Source organism: Aureibacillus halotolerans, assembly GCF_004363045.1.
Classification (GTDB): domain Bacteria; phylum Bacillota; class Bacilli; order Bacillales; family DSM-28697; genus Aureibacillus; species Aureibacillus halotolerans.
Genome location: NZ_SNYJ01000005.1, coordinates 85,002 through 101,528, shown reverse-complemented (window position 1 = coordinate 101,528; position 16,527 = coordinate 85,002). Strand labels below are relative to the sequence as shown.

Sequence of the window (16,527 nt, the reverse complement as noted above, 5' to 3'; positions counted from 1 at the left end):
GCGCTTTATTTTCCATATTGTAAATTAGTATAGCTGGTGTATAATTAGAATTGATAAAAAATTCATGAAGGGAGATGTTATGGACCGATAATACATTAAAAAACTGTACGCTAATAGCCATAATTCTAACACATTTGGCAAGTTAGTCTCTCTTGTAGAGCTTTTCGTAAAACGAATTCTTCCACAATAAATACCCTCTGCTCACATGCTTCTCTTTCGATTTCCATCAAAAGATTGCCCACAACAAATTCGTTTTTGCACGCATTTTCCTTACTATAAGTAAGCCTCTTCCTTCGCCCAAACCATGCTATAATAAGCAAACAAGGAGTGTGATCGTATGGACGAACAAAAAATATTCTCTTTGCTCCACGATATTAAAGTCACTACAGACAACACACAAGCAGCCGTCATTAAAATTGATGAGCGTCTGTCTACCATTGAAACAAGAATGGATAGACTGGAAACAAGAATGGACGGGCTTGAGTCTAGAATGGATAACCTTGAATCAAGGATTGACAACATAGAAATAGGGATGCACAGTCTTGAATCAAGGGTAGATACACTTACACAAATGGTCGCATCAAACACTGAACAATTGAACACTCTTACGAAACAAACCGCTCAAACAGACACAGATGTTTTCATCCTAAAAAAAGCGTTTGTGGCAGAACATAAAAACGAAAATTAATTAGAGTTTTTTCCTCTAACAGTCAGCGACCAATCGTTGACTGTTTTTTGCCCTCTTTCATTAGATTTTCCTAAGCAATTAAAAAAACAGCCCTGCCAAGAAGGCTGCTGGTGGGCTATCGTGAAGCTCTATTTTCTCGAACGCTTTGACTGCCTCGGGCAAGTGGAGCAATAGCCATGCCCGATTCCACTCTGTCTCGTCTTAAAAGCAAGACAGCAATGCTTGCGCAAAAGCATTGCATGGCCTTCCTGAGGCACAAACCGGCGAAGCTTGATACCCAGCTTGGTTTGGTCCCTGGAGTCGAGCAAGTCTGATTGATCCGCAACTATTTGCTGCCGGCGCTTTTCAGAGAGGCTGGTCTGCGCCGGATCAGTCAGGCGAAGGTACATCGACTGAATGTTGTGGGCTACCAGTGACCACAGGACTGTAGAATGGGCGCCTGTCTCCGCTGATACGACTGCAAAAAGCGGCGCAAGATGTTCTTCCATTTGCGTAATATACGCAGGAAACGACTCCCTACGGTCTGCATCTTGCAGCGTCGTCCCGCTGACGTCCGCAAGCTCGGTTTCGTAGTGCATTGTCGCTCCGGAGCTCGGATAAATGGCTACGTTATCGTGGCGCAAGGAAAGCGGCGTGTCGTACAAACTGAACGCCGCCGCTCCGGCCATCATATAGACAGAATAACGCTTGGCAAACATCGTTCCGATGACAACATCATCCGGATCGCCAAGCTCGATGCGTTGCAGTTCGATTAAAGTGCGCAACGTTACAGAGTCGAGAAGGTCTGAAACGCGATAAGAGGGGCGCAAAGAAATTCCTTCCTTGCGCAGTTCCGTGACAAAGGTTTGTCGTAGCAATGCTTCAAGATCCATTGATTCAGGACATACGGTGGCCGTCATTCGACCATCTGTAGCACGTCATCGACAATCTCACCGCGCCCGATGGCTCCCCATCCTTTGAACAACCAAAACGAATCTGTTTCGTACACTTGATCGTTCTGAACAGCAGAGACTTCATTCCACAGTTCACTTTCGTTCATGCTTTCCAAGTACTCTCTCCCATTTGGATCGACTTCCATTGCAATATAATCCGCATCCATCTCTGGCACAATTTCCATCGACAGATCGATCCGCTGTTCATCAGGCGTCACATTCCCAGGCTCAAAGCCGAGATCGTGATAGAGTAGCGTATTGGTCGGATGCCCTTTTTGCGCATAGACTTGTAGGAGCTTCTCACGGACACGCAGATAGGCCAACTTTCTGCCTTCCAGTGCAACGATTTTTTCGTTTGCTGCTGCCACTTTTTCGTCAAGAGCCGAAATGGCTTCCTCTGCTGCCTCCGTTTTGTCGTACATGTCTGCGATCGCTAGCAAATCCTGCGTCCAAAACGTCGTATCATCCCCATAGTCCAGCCACTCGTTGCCAAGCACAATCGTTGGGGCGATCTTTTCCAGCTGCCCGTACATTTCCTCTGCCGTCCGACTTTCGACAACAATGACCTCAGGATCTAGTGCCAGAATAGCCTCCAGATTTGGGGCGCTTGCTGAACCGACCGTTTGTACCCCACTCAGTCCGTCCGCTAAATACGGCAAATAATCACCACCATAGCGTGCCTCGACGTTTATTCCAACCGGCTTTTCTCCGATCGTTAACAAATGGTCAGCATAGGCGGCCGACAAGACCACAATGCGTTCAATATCCTCTGGAATCTCGCTCGTGCCCTTCAAATGCTCAACCGTCTGGGTCACACTATCTCCGGATTGCCCTTCGGTTGCAACCGGAGGCTCTCCTGCGCTGCCACAGGCGGTCAACAACAAGAGAAAGCTTGCCGCTGCAAGTTGTGCTAGTTTCATGCGCTTTCGCTCCCTTATCTTATTAACAATAATAATCATTATCAATAGTATAATGGGAAACACCTCTTGCCAATGGACACGATCACTCCAGTTCCATGGACATTATCACTTTGCGGCCAGCAAGAGACCGCCAACACGCTCCATCGCCCACAATTTACCAGAAGGCCCCAACGTTTTAAACAGCAGGTCGCTCGTATCATACACTCGCCCTTGGCGCACTGCCGCCATCGACTTCCATTGTTCAGATTGAAGCAATTCGCGCAGACGCTGCCGAGCAGCATCGGTTGGATCTACGGCGAGCAGCAGATAATCTGCCGCATAATGAGACAGATCATCAAGAGGAAGATCAAGCGCCCACTCGCTGGACGGATACAGTCCAGACTGTGTAAGCCCTAGGTCTCCATACAGTAGCGACCCGGTTTGGTTGTGTTGCCCATACACCCGATAAAAAGTCGGCCCCACACGAATAAAGCATACGGTCGCGTGTCCTAGACGCTCACGCAACTTCGTTTGATACGTATGCTTGAGCGTTTCGTACCGTTGGTTCCAGGAAGCGGCTTGCTCCTTCTTGCCGAACAGTTCGCCGAGGTTGTTGAGCAGTTGTCCTTGATCGTTGGAGTACGGGATTCGTATCGTCGAGGCGATTCGGGTCGTGGCTTCGTCCACCTCCAGACGATCGCTAGTCAAGATGAGGTCCGGACGTGCGCCTTTTAGCTCGTCGTAGTCGAGTTTCGAGGCGACCAATTGTACACACCCTTCTTGACGTTGGTTCTGATCTATCGATAGGCCGGAACTTCCCGTCACCCGCTCGCGGTAGGACAAGGCAGCTACCGGTCTGAGTCCGAGTGTCAGCAGGCAGTCGTCCAACCCGTAATACATTGCTGCAAGTCGCGGGGCGCCCTGCTTCAAATACATGGTCGGCGCGACACCTTCCGCTTTTTTGAAAATACGGCTGAAATAATGCTCGTCTTGGTAGCCAACTTGCTGAGCGATCGTTTTGATTTTGACTTCACCGAAGAGCAGTTCCTTCGCCCTCCGCATGCGCAATTTGGTCATGTAGACCATCGGTGTCAGACCCGTTTGTCGCTTAAAGATGCGGATGAAGTGATTCTCACTTAGACCCGCCATTGCCGCTAGTTGACTTAGCTTAAGCTCACGCGTGTAATTTGCCTCCATATAAACCAGTGCCGTGCGCATCCCGATGTCCCTTTGCCCAAGATCTTGTTGTGATTGGGAGGAGGTCCGCATCGCCATCAATACATTGTGCAGAGCATGCCGCAGCTCGACACGATTGTCCGTTCCTTTAAACGAGAACAAGTGCTGAATCGCGCTGGATATGGAGCTCTCCCCTGCCGAATCATCTAAATCGAGACGTCCGCACACCGAAAATCGTGCCTCCAATGCGGTCCATGCTTTGTCCGGTCTAGATAATTGCAAGCAAGTGAACAATACCAACGTTAATGCAGTATGCTTGCCTCCAGGCGTCTGGCACTCAACCGTCGTGCCTGCCGGAAAGAAATATACTGCACCCGGCTGTGCATACTCCATCATTCCATTTATCGTCAGCTCCGCCTGACTATCTCGAACGAGGATAATCGCGTTTTTGCACAAGTCTTTCCGCTTCCAGTGCTTAACTTGATTACTCTGAAAGCTAACCATGCGCAAAGCGGGAACATAAAGATGCTCCATTCTCTCTCTTGACCCCAACGCCATCCCCTCCTTTCGTCTAGTCTAGCTGTTTTTCATGTGGAAGTAACGTATCGATTTGGTCAAACAGAACGCTGAATGCTCACCTTCACCGAAAATGAAGAACTGTACCATACTGAACCAGTCCCAATTTCTTTGCGAGGGCTTGTGAGGCTATGTTGTCCCAGCTTGTACTATAGAGCGGGCTCCTGCCACGCTTACGAACTGCCAAGGCCCAAGCTAGAACTACAGCTTGTCCGAAGCCGCGCCCTCGAAAATCAATATGCGTTTCCAAGCCCGCTTCACTCGCCTCATCGTTGGTTCGTGCGCAAAAGCACACAGCGACGGCCTGGTCATTTTGAACAACGGCGGCGCAAGGCTGTCTTTGGGCAAGGTCGGGGATGAACGATGAGAAATGCTGTTCTAGCAGCTGGGCATTATCCGTGTTAACTAGAACAGTGTCATGAGCAGGTTGACGAATCTCCTGTGGAAAACGATACGCAGGACCCAACCATAACTGAGAAAGAGGCTAACTCCCTTTAACCAATCGAACAAACTCAGCTACATTCAAGGGGGAATGACTATCGTCAAGAAACGCTTTCACCTTCTCAACTTGGCGACCTTCCAAATGCTGATGGAAACGTAAAACCCTTCCTTCACTTGTCTGACCAAGAAAGAGCAGCGGGGCATCGTCACCCTCAGGTCCATTGGCGGACACCAAGCGGTTTTTCACCTGTTTGAATAACACATTCACATGTATTTCCATAAGTTTTAGTGAGGTGTGCATTCGCCATCTCCTTTCTCCGGCCTCAAATCCAACACTATGTCTATAACGAAGGGGCACGAATCTTAGGCCATTTTTAGCCTCTTGTGACCCACTCTTACGTCCTTATACCAACGCCATAATCTCACTCGGTTCGTTTAGCTTTGGAAAGCCATGATTCCCTTGGTGTTCTGGAGGCAAAAACCACGTCGCTTGGTAAGGTGTCAACCCTGCATCACTTGCTCCCTGAAGCTCGTTTGACCCGCCATCGCCGATAAACAGGGACGTATGAGGTCTTACGTTGAGATTACGGCAAGCAGTAAGATAGATCGATTTATCAGGCTTTGCCTGCTTCACATCACACGAAAACACGGCATTATCAAACAGCTGTGCAAATGGATTCGAAGCCCATCCCTCTACTTCTTCTGGTGAGCAATTGCTAATTACACCTAGCTTGATCTTTTGTGCTTTTACCTGCTTCAAGGTCTTTAAAAGACGCTCATCTATGTCATCAAACACGAGTGCCTTTGCGTCAACACGCCTTTGGTGAATGAGGTCGATGACTCCTCCATCCACGTCTTTTCCATACGCCTTCAATATATCTCTTAAGACATCTTGATGACTTGAAAAGGTGCCATCCATGCGCTGCTCTTGTCTTTCTCTCCAAGCCTGACGATAAACAGCGGGCTCCAAACCTAGCTCTTCGACGGAATACGACGTCCGCTTCCTGCCACCATCCCATTCTGTAACAAGCGTTTGAAACAAGTCGAAAAAGATCGCTTGAACCAAATGCCTCCACTCCCCCTCTTAAATAATTATTATTATTCTCGATGTGCATCCAACTAAGGCGATTTTACAAACAATGGCTTTCATTCTTCTATTTGTCTCCTTCTTCAATTCATCTTTTAAATCCTCTTTGCAATGCCCAAAACAACACAAAAAAAGGCTTCTACAATTAAGAAGCCCGCCAATTTTACTATCGCGTTCATCAGTGCGCACAGCCTACTAGACTAGTCTCCCTTCCACCGGGCCGGAAGCCTTTCGCCAATACTCGATGCCTCCGAGCATTTCTTTTACTTTAAATCCTAGCTCAGATAGTCGAGCGGCGCCTTTTGTAGCAGCGTTGCACTGAGGCCCCCAGCAATACACAACAAACAGCGTATCCTTCCCATAAGGAGCCAGCGTTGCTTCATTCATTTCATGGTACGACAGATGAATAGCACCCTTCGCATGGCATTCGTCATAATGTTGTTTAGATCGCACATCGAGGAGAACAAAGTTTTCAACACCATGCTCCAAGTCATGTTGAACGTCGCTAACGTCTGTTTCAACCGCCAGCCTGTTACTATAGTGTTGATTTGTGAGCTTTGGATCTGCAAACGGTACATACGATACTTGCGATTGGTTCACGCATATCCCTCCTAAAACGGTGACGATAGCACCTTGTAAAAGCATCGTACCACGCAATCCTTCTGCACCGTTATCTACTCTTTTTGATACATTCCATCAGTCTGGTCGATAGGTTCTGGAGGGAACATATCAAGAAACGCTCGTAAAGCGTCCGACACCCATTTATTTTTCGCATACACCATTTGAATATAAAAATGATTCATTGGGTGGACATAGGGAGTAGCAATCAGACGGTGTTGCTGAAGCTCTTCTTCAACGACCATCTGCGGAAGTAGTGCGACGCCAGATCCTTGTTGAATGCTTTGCTTCATGGCATGAAGGCTGCCAAGCTCATAAGAAATGACACATCGGACGTTTGCCTCCGCCATTCCCTGAAGCAGCATAGCTCGGTACGTACACCCTTCCTCGGTTAAGATGAGAGGTTCATTGTCTAAATCAAAGACAGTCAGTTCCTGCTTATCTTTGAAACGATGATCCGGACGTGTGACGATCATTAGGGGCTCCCTTCGAAGTTGTACGCATTGAAGACCTTCATGGACACCGGGAGGGTCAAGAATGAACCCTATGTCTAGCGTGCCGTTTTTAATGGCAGCGAGAATCTGTTTTTCTTGCAATGGCTCGACGGAAATACTCACGTGCGGCCAGTTGTTTCGAAAGGCTTGCAAGAACGCAGGGAGATAAAAAGCTGCCACTGATTCCACAGTACCGATGGAAATGGAACCATTCGTCTGACCAGCGACCTTTTCCAGCGATTCCTTATGAAGACGGACAATGTCCTGTGCATAAGGGAGCAAAAGCCTTCCTGCAGACGTGAGCCTCATGTTCCGTCCAAATCGCTCAAAAAGAACAATGCCATACGCAGCTTCAAGCTTTTGAATATGCGCGGTTACGCTCGATTGGGCATACCCCAATGTAGATGCAGCATTCGTATAGCTGCCTTGCTTTTCGACCTCTAGAAACGTCTTCATATACGTAAATTCCACGTTCATCAGCCTCCACGTATTATCATACCAAACTAATTCTGAAAAAGACGTTTGCACCTTTCCGTCAGCCAATCCACTTCTTCAATACTTTGATGAATCGCGTAAAAAACCCCAAGCATTGTCGCGCAACGCTTGGGGCCTTTCATTCTTTTCTTTTTACGCCGCTTTCCGGTTTGAAATCACCTTAATAACTTCCATCAAGACAACTGCTGCTACAGACAAGCCTGTGGCAATCAACCAGTCCATGAAACCAAATTCAGCAGGGATGCTGAAGATGTCTCTCGTGAACGGCAGGATGGTGATGCCATACAACACAAAACCAAGAACGACAGCACCGAGCACGTATTTATTGCCAAAAAAGTTGGCACCAAACGCTGTGCGTGTGTTGGAGCGCGCCGCAAAGGTTTGCAGCGTACGGGCAAGAATCAATGTCGTAAAGGCCATCGCTACGCCCATCTCCGTTGATTCGGCAAGACCAATATAAAGGGAGACGATTGCAGCAATCCCAATCAATACACCCCTTATAAGCACCGCAGTCATTGTGCCACCTGCAAAGATGCCTTCATCCAGCGAACGTGGCTTACGTTTCATCACGTCGGGCTCCGATTTTTCCATCCCTAGCGCAATGGCTGGAAGCGAGTCATTGACAAGGTTAATAAACAGGAGCTGCAATGCCGTAAATGGATTTGGCAAATTGAATGTCACCGCATAGAGAATGGCAATAATCGCCCCGAGGTTTCCGGCGAACAAATAGCCAATCGCTTTCTTAATGTTATCAAAGACGGTTCTTCCCACCTGAACGGCATTAACAATGGAGACGAAATTGTCATCCGTCAAGACCATCGCTGAGGAGTCCTTCGCTACGTCGGTCCCACTTCCCATCGCAATACCAATATCCGCTTGCTTCAAGGCAGGGGCATCATTGACACCGTCTCCTGTCATCGCTGTGACCGTATTACGTTTCTGCCACGCACGCACGATACGAATTTTATTCTCAGGCGATACACGCGCATAGACAGAAATATGGTCGAGCTTCTTCTCTAACTCTTCCTCTGACATCGCATCGAGTTCTTGGCCTGTAACGGCTAGGTCATCCTTCTCCATCAAACCAATATCACGACCAATGGCTTGAGCGGTCGTTTTATGATCGCCTGTAATCATAATGGTACGAATGCCGCCTTTTTTCGCCTCTTCAATCGAGCCATACACGGCTTCTCTAGGCGGATCCATCATCGCTGTTAACCCGACGAGAACGAGTTCGTGCTCGTCGTCAACATCAATATCCGTTTTTCCATCAGGCAAGCGTTTGTACCCGTATGCGAGCACACGCAAGGCCTGGTTTGAGAAATTCTCATTCGCCTCTGCAAAATACCCTGCGTGATCGTCATCAAAAGACTGTTCGTCTCCGTCCACAAGCACATAGGAAGCCCGCTTAAACATGACATCAGGCCCACCCTTTGTCAGCATAAAGCGCTCTCCATCGATGGTGTGCACCGAGGACATTAGCTTGCGGTCTGAATCAAATGGAATTTCAGCTTCTCGCTCATACGTCGACCGAAGTTCCTCGTAATCGTGATCATGTTTGTTCGCGAAGTTGATGAGTGCAACCTCCGTTGGGTCTCCAACTTCTTGATCGTCTTTATTAATGTAGGAGTCATTCGCTAATGCCGCTATGTACACTAACAAGCGCTCAGATTCGTTCCATTCATCCTTACTGTCTGGCAATCGCTCTCGCTTTTGATTAGGGATAAAATGATTGGTCACCGTCATCTTGTTCTGCGTTAGTGTCCCTGTCTTATCCGTACAAATGACACTCGTTGAACCAAGGGTTTCTACAGCTGGCAGCTTACGAATAATGGCGTGCTGCTTTGCCATTTTGTTTGTGCCAACCGAAAGAACAATCGTTACAATGGACTGCAGTGCTTCTGGGATGGCTGCAACTGCCACCGCCACAGAGAACATGAGCGCATCCAGCAAGGCCGTCGTTGTGTCGCCTTCTCCACCACCGAACCAAATACGTGCGGCTTGCACAGCAAAAATCAACACACATAGCACAAGAATGCCGAGACCAAGCTTTTTACTAAAGCTATCTAGCTTGCGCTGCAATGGCGTTGCTTTTTCTTCCGCCGTATTGATCAGCTCAGCAATTTTACCAACTTCCGTGCTCTCGGCGGTGCCAGTCACGACGAAAGTTCCACGACCGTTGACGACTAGAGAGCTACTAAAGACGAGATTAATGCGGTCGCCTAAAGCCACTTCGCCTTCAACAGGGTCTGTCGTTTTCTCAACAGCTTCCGATTCCCCCGTGAGCATGCCTTCATTGACCTTCAGTGCGTTGCTTTCTAACACACGGCCATCCGCAGGGATATAATCGCCCGCTTCCAAAAACACAATGTCCCCCTGCACCAGTTCTCTTGCCGCAATCGATTTTTTCGTGTCGTCCCGTAGCACCGTTGCCTCTGGGGCGGACATGTCTCTCAAGGCATCAAGAGAGCTCTCTGCCTTTCTCGTCTGGACGACGCTAATTACAGAATTCAGCAGTAATACAAGGAAAATAACGAGCGATTCGACGAGTTCGCCAAGAACCACTTGAATGATGGCCACGGCCAACAGGACAACGACCATTGGATCTTTAAACGTATTGATAAAAAGCTTCCACGTCGGTACTTTTTCCTTGTCCGCGATCTCATTATAGCCATCGCGTTCTAGGCGTGTTTTTGCCTCAGCGCCGGAAAGCCCTCCTTCACTCGCGTCAATTTTGTTAAGTACATCCTCTTTGCTTTGCTGGTAAAATTCCATCCTCGTGCTCCTTGTTTGTGAATTTTCCCCACGCATTTTGAGTGGATCAAAGTGTTATGTATATTTTTCCATAAAAAACATCATTTCTCCACTTTTAGTACCCGTTTTAACCTAGCAAGTAAACAAGGTTTTTTTGGTATCGTTCCGACTTTCAAGAGCAGAGCTGGTTCTCTTTGTGTAAATTTGATCATTAGGAGGCTTTGATCACTCTGCGTCGTTCCTTGTGATCACTTTCACAAATCTGTCAAATGTATCTCTTCTTTCCCGTTATTGTTCGCCGTACAATAAAGATGTATTTAAAATACTTCTTTAAGAAAGGGAGAGCATTTTGGAGAATTCAAATCAGGTCTTGGATGAAAAAACCATTGCTGTGATTAAACAAACGGTACCCGTACTGCAAGCACATGGAAATGAGATTACGAAAACGTTTTATAAACGAATGTTAACAGGGCACCCTGAATTGAATCATATCTTCAACCAAACGAACCAAAGTAAAGGGGCTCAGCCGAGGGCGTTAGCCCAAACGGTTTACGCGGCGGCGGCAAATATTGATCAGTTGGACACCATTCTTCCTCATGTGAAACAGATCGCTCAAAAGCATACGAGCCTTAATATTCGTCCTGAGCAATACCCAATTGTCGGGCATTACTTGTTAGGAGCGATCAAAGAAGTCTTGGGCGCCGCGGCGGACGACACTATCTTGGATGCGTGGGCAAAAGCGTACGGAGTCATCGCTAACATTTTTATTTTCATTGAAAAGGAGATGTATACACAAAAACGAGTTCAGGTAGGCGGCTGGGAAGGGTTCCGTGATTTTACGGTCATCAAAAAGAGAAAGGAGAGCGATGTCATTACGTCATTTTATCTAAAGCCCACAGACGATGGACCTGTTGCAGCCTTCGAGCCTGGGCAATACATTACCGTGAAGGCTCATATTGAAGGTCAATCGTTTACGCAACTGCGCCAGTACAGCTTATCTGATGCACCAGACAAAGCGTATTACCGCATCAGTGTGAAAAGAGAAGATGGGAGCGATCAATGTCCATCGGGGATCGTTTCTACTTACCTTCACAGGCATGTTCAAGAGGGCGACATTCTTCCTCTTAGTGCCCCATCTGGAGAATTCACGCTTCAGCACCAAGAAACCAAACCGCTTGTGCTAATCAGTGGAGGTGTTGGATTGACGCCGCTCATGAGCATATTGGAGACGGTCATTGAAAAACAGCCAGAGCGACAAGTGCTCTTTATCCACGCTGCGCATACAGGGACACAACATGCCATGAAGGATAGGGTTCGCACGATTGCGAAAGAACGATCAAACGTCACAGCGTATACTGTTTACGCCCAGCCCGAAGAAAAGGATATTTTCGACAAGCAAGGCAGAATTGATGATGCTTGGCTCCAACAGGTGTTGCCAGCATCTCCTGCATCCTATTATTTCTGTGGACCTAAAGGCTTTATGAAGGACATTTACCTTGCTTTGAAAAAAAAGAATGTGCCCACTACGGATATTCACTTTGAAATTTTCGGACCCGCCGAGGACATTACTGCTTAACGAGTTGAGCGTCATTGGCCGTGAGCGTTAGCTACCTTACGAACCACTATCGTTCTGCTCTGACTTCGCCTCAATTGTACACGTCACACAGAGCAGCGTCCGATTCTCTAGAAGCGTGCCTTCTACGATACCTCCATTGCAATACACGGTTCTTCCGCATCGGGCGCACGGTCCTATTTGTTCCTTTTCCATGGTCTAACAATCGCCTCCTTATGAATAGAAGCTCTCAAGTCAATTTACATCGCCCAAATAAACAGGCACAGAACCTCCATGAAGACGCTTTGTGATGTACTGTTTAAGCGCTTCAGGATAGAGTCTACACGCATGAAGCTGCTGGATCGATACCCACTCAACCCCTACCTGATGGTCATCTGGAGCTATCGGCGGCTGTTCATTCCATGGCTCGTTAGCAAGCTCACATTCAAAATAAAATTCGACCTGATGCACATTGACGTCAAACGAAGCAAATTCATGGTTCTTGCCAATGTATTCACGGAGATGGAGCAATTCGCCAACCCTGACGTTTTGCCCAATCTCCTCCACACACTCTCTTTTGAGCGCTTCGTTTAGCGTTTCTCCGTGCTCCTGGCCTCCTCCAGGGAAGAGGTAAAACACCCCATCTGTGTCGACGTTTTTGGTCAATAGAATCTGGTTATCTCTGATGATTAATGCTTTTGCTGAGTTTCGTATGTTCATGGTAGTCTTGCTCCTTTTTCTAAATGTTGAGCCTTATTTTTTAATAAAGAAACTCTGCTCTGGTTTTAAAGCTCCGTGCCAAAGCTAGTCGCAGCAGCGAGCTTATGCTTCCTCAATGCCTCTCTCAATTGCACGACCCAGTGGGGTTCATTGTCCCACGTTTCCTCTTCGGAGCGTAAGACGCGAGTATATTTATAGAGGTTGGCGAAGCGGCTGCAGGCTGGCAATAGAGACATTTCCTCATCCGAGACGTCATATTCCGTACGATAGCCTTCCAAAAAGCATTGCTTTTTCTTTTCAAAACGTTCCGGTGGGATGCAATCCTGTAGGCTATCAAGCGCTCGCTCAACGTCCATAATATACCAATGATACATTGCATCGTCAAAATCAATGACGTTGCAAGTATTCGACGCTTCATCATAAAAAACATTATCGAATTCAAAATCATAGTGAATCAACCCAACATTGCTTTTCGTCTTTGGTAGAGAGTCAAAATAGTCTTTGAGAATTTCAGCTTCCTTTATGGCTAACGTTTCTTGTGGAAATTCCTTTAAGGTCGTTTCCACCCAATGGAGCACATCATGGTAGGACCAGCACTTATGCATTTTTGGTAGATAGGTATTCGATAATTGATGGAGTCGACCTAACGCTTTCCCATAACTAAAAATAATGTCACCTCGTAAGTCTGTCTCGTTCATCTGGACACCGGCGACCTGCTTAAATACAGACGCATAATAGTCGCCCCATGGCGTCTGCATCTCCACCAGTTTTTCTCCTTTAAGTGACAAGACCGTTTCTAACACGCCATAGTGTTTTGAACGTAGGTAAGAAATAAAATCTAGCTCGGCGAACCAATGGTCTCGATTCTTCTCCGTCTGTGGGGCAAATCTTAAAAAATGTGTATCACCTTTGTCACGAAACGGATAAATCGCATTTGAGGATATTCGATAATACGTAAACATCTCAAGCGAATCCTCATCAAATGCCCAATTCTTTACTAACATCTCCGCTAAATCTACGTTGTGAAACAAGTATTTCAGCTTCAGCATCTTCGTCCCAGCTCCTCATTTTTCAGTTAGAATTGAGTGGAGAAGAGCCACTGGATTGAAATCTCGAGCCGTTTTCAGGATGCCTTTACATAAAAAATAGCCACAGGGAAGAAAATCACCCTGTGGCTCAGCTAAAAGCTTTATTCTCATTTCATACGTTTCAAAACAATCCGTCTGAGTGAGAGGCAATCGATTTCTTTTCCAGGGGTCTCTTCATTTCGTTTGTCATTGCTACATCTCACTCCCTTCTTAAGTATTATGAAAATTTTATCATTTCTCTTTTATGGCGTCAAACTTTATCGAGATATTTTTCCATATAATTCACAAAAACCACCAAACTATGCTACAACTAAACATAGAGAAAGGAAGTGGAAAACAATGTGTCATATGAGAATGGTTTCCCTTATGCTTAGCCTGTAGCAGCGTACTTTTCCTGGAGTTGTTACGGGCTGAGCCTCTAATCCAGGGAGCGTGAGGGAAATTGTCAGCAAAACCGTTTAACCGTACTCGTGCCTATTATCGGCATCACAGACAAAGAGTGATTCAGCGGAAGCGAAAGATCGTGAAAAAGACGGAATGGCACGTGAAGGACAATCAATTTGGAAGGCTTCACAAAGGGAAAATTCACTGTTCCTGTGGAATGTGCACAATGAAAACACATAATCTCGGGTTTCCATGGTCAGAACAGAAGCTTATTGAAGGAATGAAGCAGGAGATAAGAGACTTTTACAGAGGATTGCTTTAAGTGAAACGGGAGGGCACCATCGAGGTCACAACTTGGACTTCGGAGGGGCTCTCCTTCTTTTAAGATATGCCAAAACTGCCTTAGGCTCGCTCCCGCACATTAACGACTCGCTTCAGGTTTGCGAAGGCTCGCTATTGAGAGTTTTGGGCTCGCTTCCACAAGTTGAAGGCTCGCTTTCTTCTGATTGGCTCGCTTTCTTCTGATTGGCTCGCTTCTTGACGTTATGGTCTCGCTTTTAGTCCATCACGGCTCGCTTTTGCCACTTTAGGGCTCGCTTTCAGGTCATACCGACTCGCTTTGCTTTTCCCATCCTTCGCTGCTGCCATCCCAAGGCCTCTCCTTATTACATCTGCCCTTCCCTACCCTACGCCATCTACGCATCATTCCGACGAACCAATAAAAGCATAACAAAGGACAACGCAATGATCATTAGCACCCATAACCAAGCCAACTTCATATCTCCTGCATACAACGCGATATAAATGGCGGTTGGAATGGTCTGCGTTTTTCCGGGGATGTTTCCGGCAAACATGAAGGTCGCGCCAAATTCCCCGAGTGATCGAGCCACTGCCAGTATGGCCCCTGAAAGCAATGCATGCTTCGCTAGCGGGATAGACACAAACCAGAGCGTTTGCCACCGCCCTGCCCCATCAATACTTGCCGCTTCTTCTGCCGCCTGAATATCGCCTTGAAACCCGACCTTCGCCGCATGATACATCAATGGAAAAGCAACGACTGTTGCAGCGATAACAGCTGCGACCCAGGTGAAAATGACCTGCTGCTGAAACAGCCATTCGATCATGCCGCCAAGCCAGCTGGTCTTCCCGAAGACCATTAACAACAAGAACCCAATAACCGTTGGAGGCAGCACGATGGGAAGCATTAAGATCGTTTCAACGACCGCTTTCCCTTTAAACCGCTTGTTGGCCATAAACCGTCCTACCAAGGTGCCTAAAATGATAACGATGATCCCCGCAGAGGCAGCGATTTTAACGGATAACCAAACCGGTGTCCAGAAGACCTCAGGAGACAGTGAATCCATCATCCTGGAAAACCTCTAGGGCTTCGTCTGTTTGGAGAAATTCATAGAATTCGATCGCTGTTTCTTTGTTCGGTGCATCCTCGGTGACACCGACGGGATAAACGATTGGCGTATGAGTGTCTGCCGGAGCAGATGCAGCAACTTCTACACTGTCAGAAGAGAGTGCATCGGTTTTATACACCATCCCTGCCTCGGCATTGCCTGTCTCGACATACTGCAATACTTGCCGCACGTCTTTCGTAAACACAACATAAGGCTCAATCTCTTCCCAAAGCTGCATAGCCGTAAATGTCTCCTTGGCATAAGCACCAGCGGGAACCGTTTCCGGCGTACCGATGGCAAACGTTTCTACCTCTGTCGCATCCTCTAAGCTCTCAATCTCCAACTCACTTTCTTTTGGAACAATAAGCACGAGCTCGTTCTGAAGTAGCTCTACCGAATGGTCAGACGACATTTTGCCTTCTTCCTCAAGTACCTCGAATTTATCTTGCGCTGCGGAGAAAAACAGATCTACTGGCGCGCCTTTGCTGATTTGCTGCTGAAGAGCTCCTGATCCGCCAAAATTAAAATTCAGCTGTACATTTGGATGCTCTTTTTCGTATAAGGACTTAATCTCCTCCAACGAATCTTGCAAGCTCGCAGCTGCGGAAATAGTGAGCTCCACTTCTTGTCCTTCAGAGCTACCGGTCGCTTGGCCACAGGCCGTAAGCAAAAGCATAACAATCAGAATCATACAACCCCAACGACGTTTATTCATTTTTAGTTCCTCCCTTTTCAATTTCATTGATTAAATGAACAAGCTCTGGAAGAATTAATCGTTCCATGGCAAGCTTGACCGCTTTCGTCGATCCCGGTGTGCAAAAGACGACCTTATTGTTGATCACACCCGCCGTTGCTCGTGACAGAAGGCTGGCTGACCCGATCTCCTCGTGATAGCTAAGCATTCGAAAGAGTTCACCAAACCCGACAAGCTCCTTATCAAACAAAGGCTGCACCGTTTCTACGGTCACATCTCTAGGGGAAATGCCAGTCCCACCATTCATCAAAATGATTTGCACGTCTGGGTCTTCCAACGCCGTCGAGAGCGCCAGAACAATTCGCTCGTGTTCGTCGGGTACAATGGTGTATTGAGTCACCGCATGCCCGGCATTCTCAAGCATTTGCAACATGGCACCGCCACTACTATCGGTGTCTGTCGTCCTTGTGTCACTGATGGTCACTACAGCGCAATGAACGACTCGGTGCGTAGACGTCTTCAT

17 protein-coding genes are annotated in these 16,527 nt (G+C 47.3%); 3 read left to right on the top strand and 14 right to left on the bottom strand.

All coding sequences use genetic code 11. The features are described 5' to 3' along the window. Positions 1 to 337: 337 nt before the first annotated feature. On the top strand, positions 338 to 688 hold the full coding sequence (locus EV213_RS07810) for a hypothetical protein (RefSeq protein WP_133579958.1): 351 nt from the start codon (positions 338 to 340) through the stop codon (positions 686 to 688). Between the two features lie 128 nt (positions 689 to 816). On the opposite strand, the gene EV213_RS07805 is transcribed toward EV213_RS07810, so the two are convergent. The 9 genes from EV213_RS07805 to EV213_RS07765 all read right to left on the bottom strand — a co-directional run bounded on the left by EV213_RS07805 (position 817) and on the right by EV213_RS07765 (position 10,181). Continuing rightward, on the bottom strand, positions 817 to 1,587 hold the full coding sequence (locus EV213_RS07805) for a hypothetical protein (protein ID WP_133579957.1): 771 nt from the start codon (positions 1,585 to 1,587) through the stop codon (positions 817 to 819). After that, positions 1,584 to 2,540, bottom strand: a complete 957-nt coding sequence (locus tag EV213_RS07800) for an ABC transporter substrate-binding protein (RefSeq protein ID WP_133579956.1) — start codon at positions 2,538 to 2,540, stop codon at positions 1,584 to 1,586. The genes EV213_RS07805 and EV213_RS07800 overlap by 4 nt, the downstream gene beginning before the upstream one ends. A 105-nt stretch (positions 2,541 to 2,645) precedes the next feature. Further along, on the bottom strand, positions 2,646 to 4,247 hold the full coding sequence (locus EV213_RS07795) for an AraC family transcriptional regulator (protein WP_166639209.1): 1,602 nt from the start codon (positions 4,245 to 4,247) through the stop codon (positions 2,646 to 2,648). A gap of 88 nt (positions 4,248 to 4,335) precedes the next feature. Continuing rightward, positions 4,336 to 4,737, bottom strand: coding sequence for a GNAT family N-acetyltransferase (locus tag EV213_RS21310; RefSeq protein WP_133579954.1), 402 nt, complete (start codon positions 4,735 to 4,737; stop codon positions 4,336 to 4,338). Between the two features lie 18 nt (positions 4,738 to 4,755). Beyond that, entirely contained in the window at positions 4,756 to 5,013 is a 258-nt protein-coding gene (locus EV213_RS07785; protein ID WP_133579953.1) for a hypothetical protein, read from the bottom strand. Positions 5,014 to 5,115: 102 nt separating this feature from the next. Beyond that, on the bottom strand, positions 5,116 to 5,778 hold the full coding sequence (locus EV213_RS07780) for an HAD family hydrolase (protein ID WP_133579952.1): 663 nt from the start codon (positions 5,776 to 5,778) through the stop codon (positions 5,116 to 5,118). Between the two features lie 216 nt (positions 5,779 to 5,994). Then, positions 5,995 to 6,399, bottom strand: coding sequence for a rhodanese-like domain-containing protein (locus EV213_RS07775; RefSeq protein WP_243740029.1), 405 nt, complete (start codon positions 6,397 to 6,399; stop codon positions 5,995 to 5,997). Between the two features lie 74 nt (positions 6,400 to 6,473). Continuing rightward, on the bottom strand, positions 6,474 to 7,382 hold the full coding sequence (locus tag EV213_RS07770; protein WP_133579950.1) for a LysR family transcriptional regulator: 909 nt from the start codon (positions 7,380 to 7,382) through the stop codon (positions 6,474 to 6,476). Positions 7,383 to 7,538: 156 nt separating this feature from the next. After that, complete coding sequence (locus tag EV213_RS07765) at positions 7,539 to 10,181, bottom strand: cation-translocating P-type ATPase (RefSeq protein WP_133579949.1); 2,643 nt, start codon at positions 10,179 to 10,181, stop codon at positions 7,539 to 7,541. A gap of 328 nt (positions 10,182 to 10,509) precedes the next feature. On the opposite strand from EV213_RS07765, the gene hmpA reads away from it, so the two are divergent. Further along, complete coding sequence (gene hmpA / locus EV213_RS07760; RefSeq protein ID WP_133579948.1) at positions 10,510 to 11,736, top strand: NO-inducible flavohemoprotein; 1,227 nt, start codon at positions 10,510 to 10,512, stop codon at positions 11,734 to 11,736. A gap of 231 nt (positions 11,737 to 11,967) precedes the next feature. Here hmpA and EV213_RS07755 read toward each other — a convergent pair whose 3' ends face one another. Both EV213_RS07755 and EV213_RS07750 read right to left on the bottom strand, forming a co-directional pair. Beyond that, positions 11,968 to 12,432, bottom strand: a complete 465-nt coding sequence (locus EV213_RS07755) for an NUDIX domain-containing protein (RefSeq protein ID WP_133579947.1) — start codon at positions 12,430 to 12,432, stop codon at positions 11,968 to 11,970. Positions 12,433 to 12,497: 65 nt separating this feature from the next. After that, entirely contained in the window at positions 12,498 to 13,481 is a 984-nt protein-coding gene (locus EV213_RS07750) for a phosphotransferase enzyme family protein (protein ID WP_133579946.1), read from the bottom strand. Between the two features lie 481 nt (positions 13,482 to 13,962). Here EV213_RS07750 and EV213_RS07745 point away from each other — a divergent pair, with 481 nt between their 5' ends. Then, complete coding sequence (locus EV213_RS07745; protein WP_133579945.1) at positions 13,963 to 14,226, top strand: hypothetical protein; 264 nt, start codon at positions 13,963 to 13,965, stop codon at positions 14,224 to 14,226. Between the two features lie 373 nt (positions 14,227 to 14,599). Here the strand turns inward: EV213_RS07745 and modB are convergent, their stop codons facing one another. Genes modB through EV213_RS07730 form a run of 3 tightly spaced genes read right to left on the bottom strand, consistent with a single transcriptional unit; the run spans position 14,600 to position 16,527 of the window. After that, positions 14,600 to 15,271: a molybdate ABC transporter permease subunit gene (gene modB, locus EV213_RS07740; RefSeq protein ID WP_424923034.1), complete on the bottom strand. Its 672-nt coding sequence runs from the start codon at positions 15,269 to 15,271 to the stop codon at positions 14,600 to 14,602. Then, positions 15,249 to 16,025 carry a molybdate ABC transporter substrate-binding protein gene (gene modA, locus EV213_RS07735; RefSeq protein WP_133579944.1) on the bottom strand — a complete coding sequence of 259 codons (777 nt, stop codon included), beginning with the start codon at positions 16,023 to 16,025 and terminating at the stop codon, positions 15,249 to 15,251. Before modA ends, modB begins: the two co-directional genes overlap by 23 nt. After that, positions 16,018 to 16,527 carry a MogA/MoaB family molybdenum cofactor biosynthesis protein gene (locus EV213_RS07730; RefSeq protein WP_133579943.1) on the bottom strand — a complete coding sequence of 170 codons (510 nt, stop codon included), beginning with the start codon at positions 16,525 to 16,527 and terminating at the stop codon, positions 16,018 to 16,020. Before EV213_RS07730 ends, modA begins: the two co-directional genes overlap by 8 nt.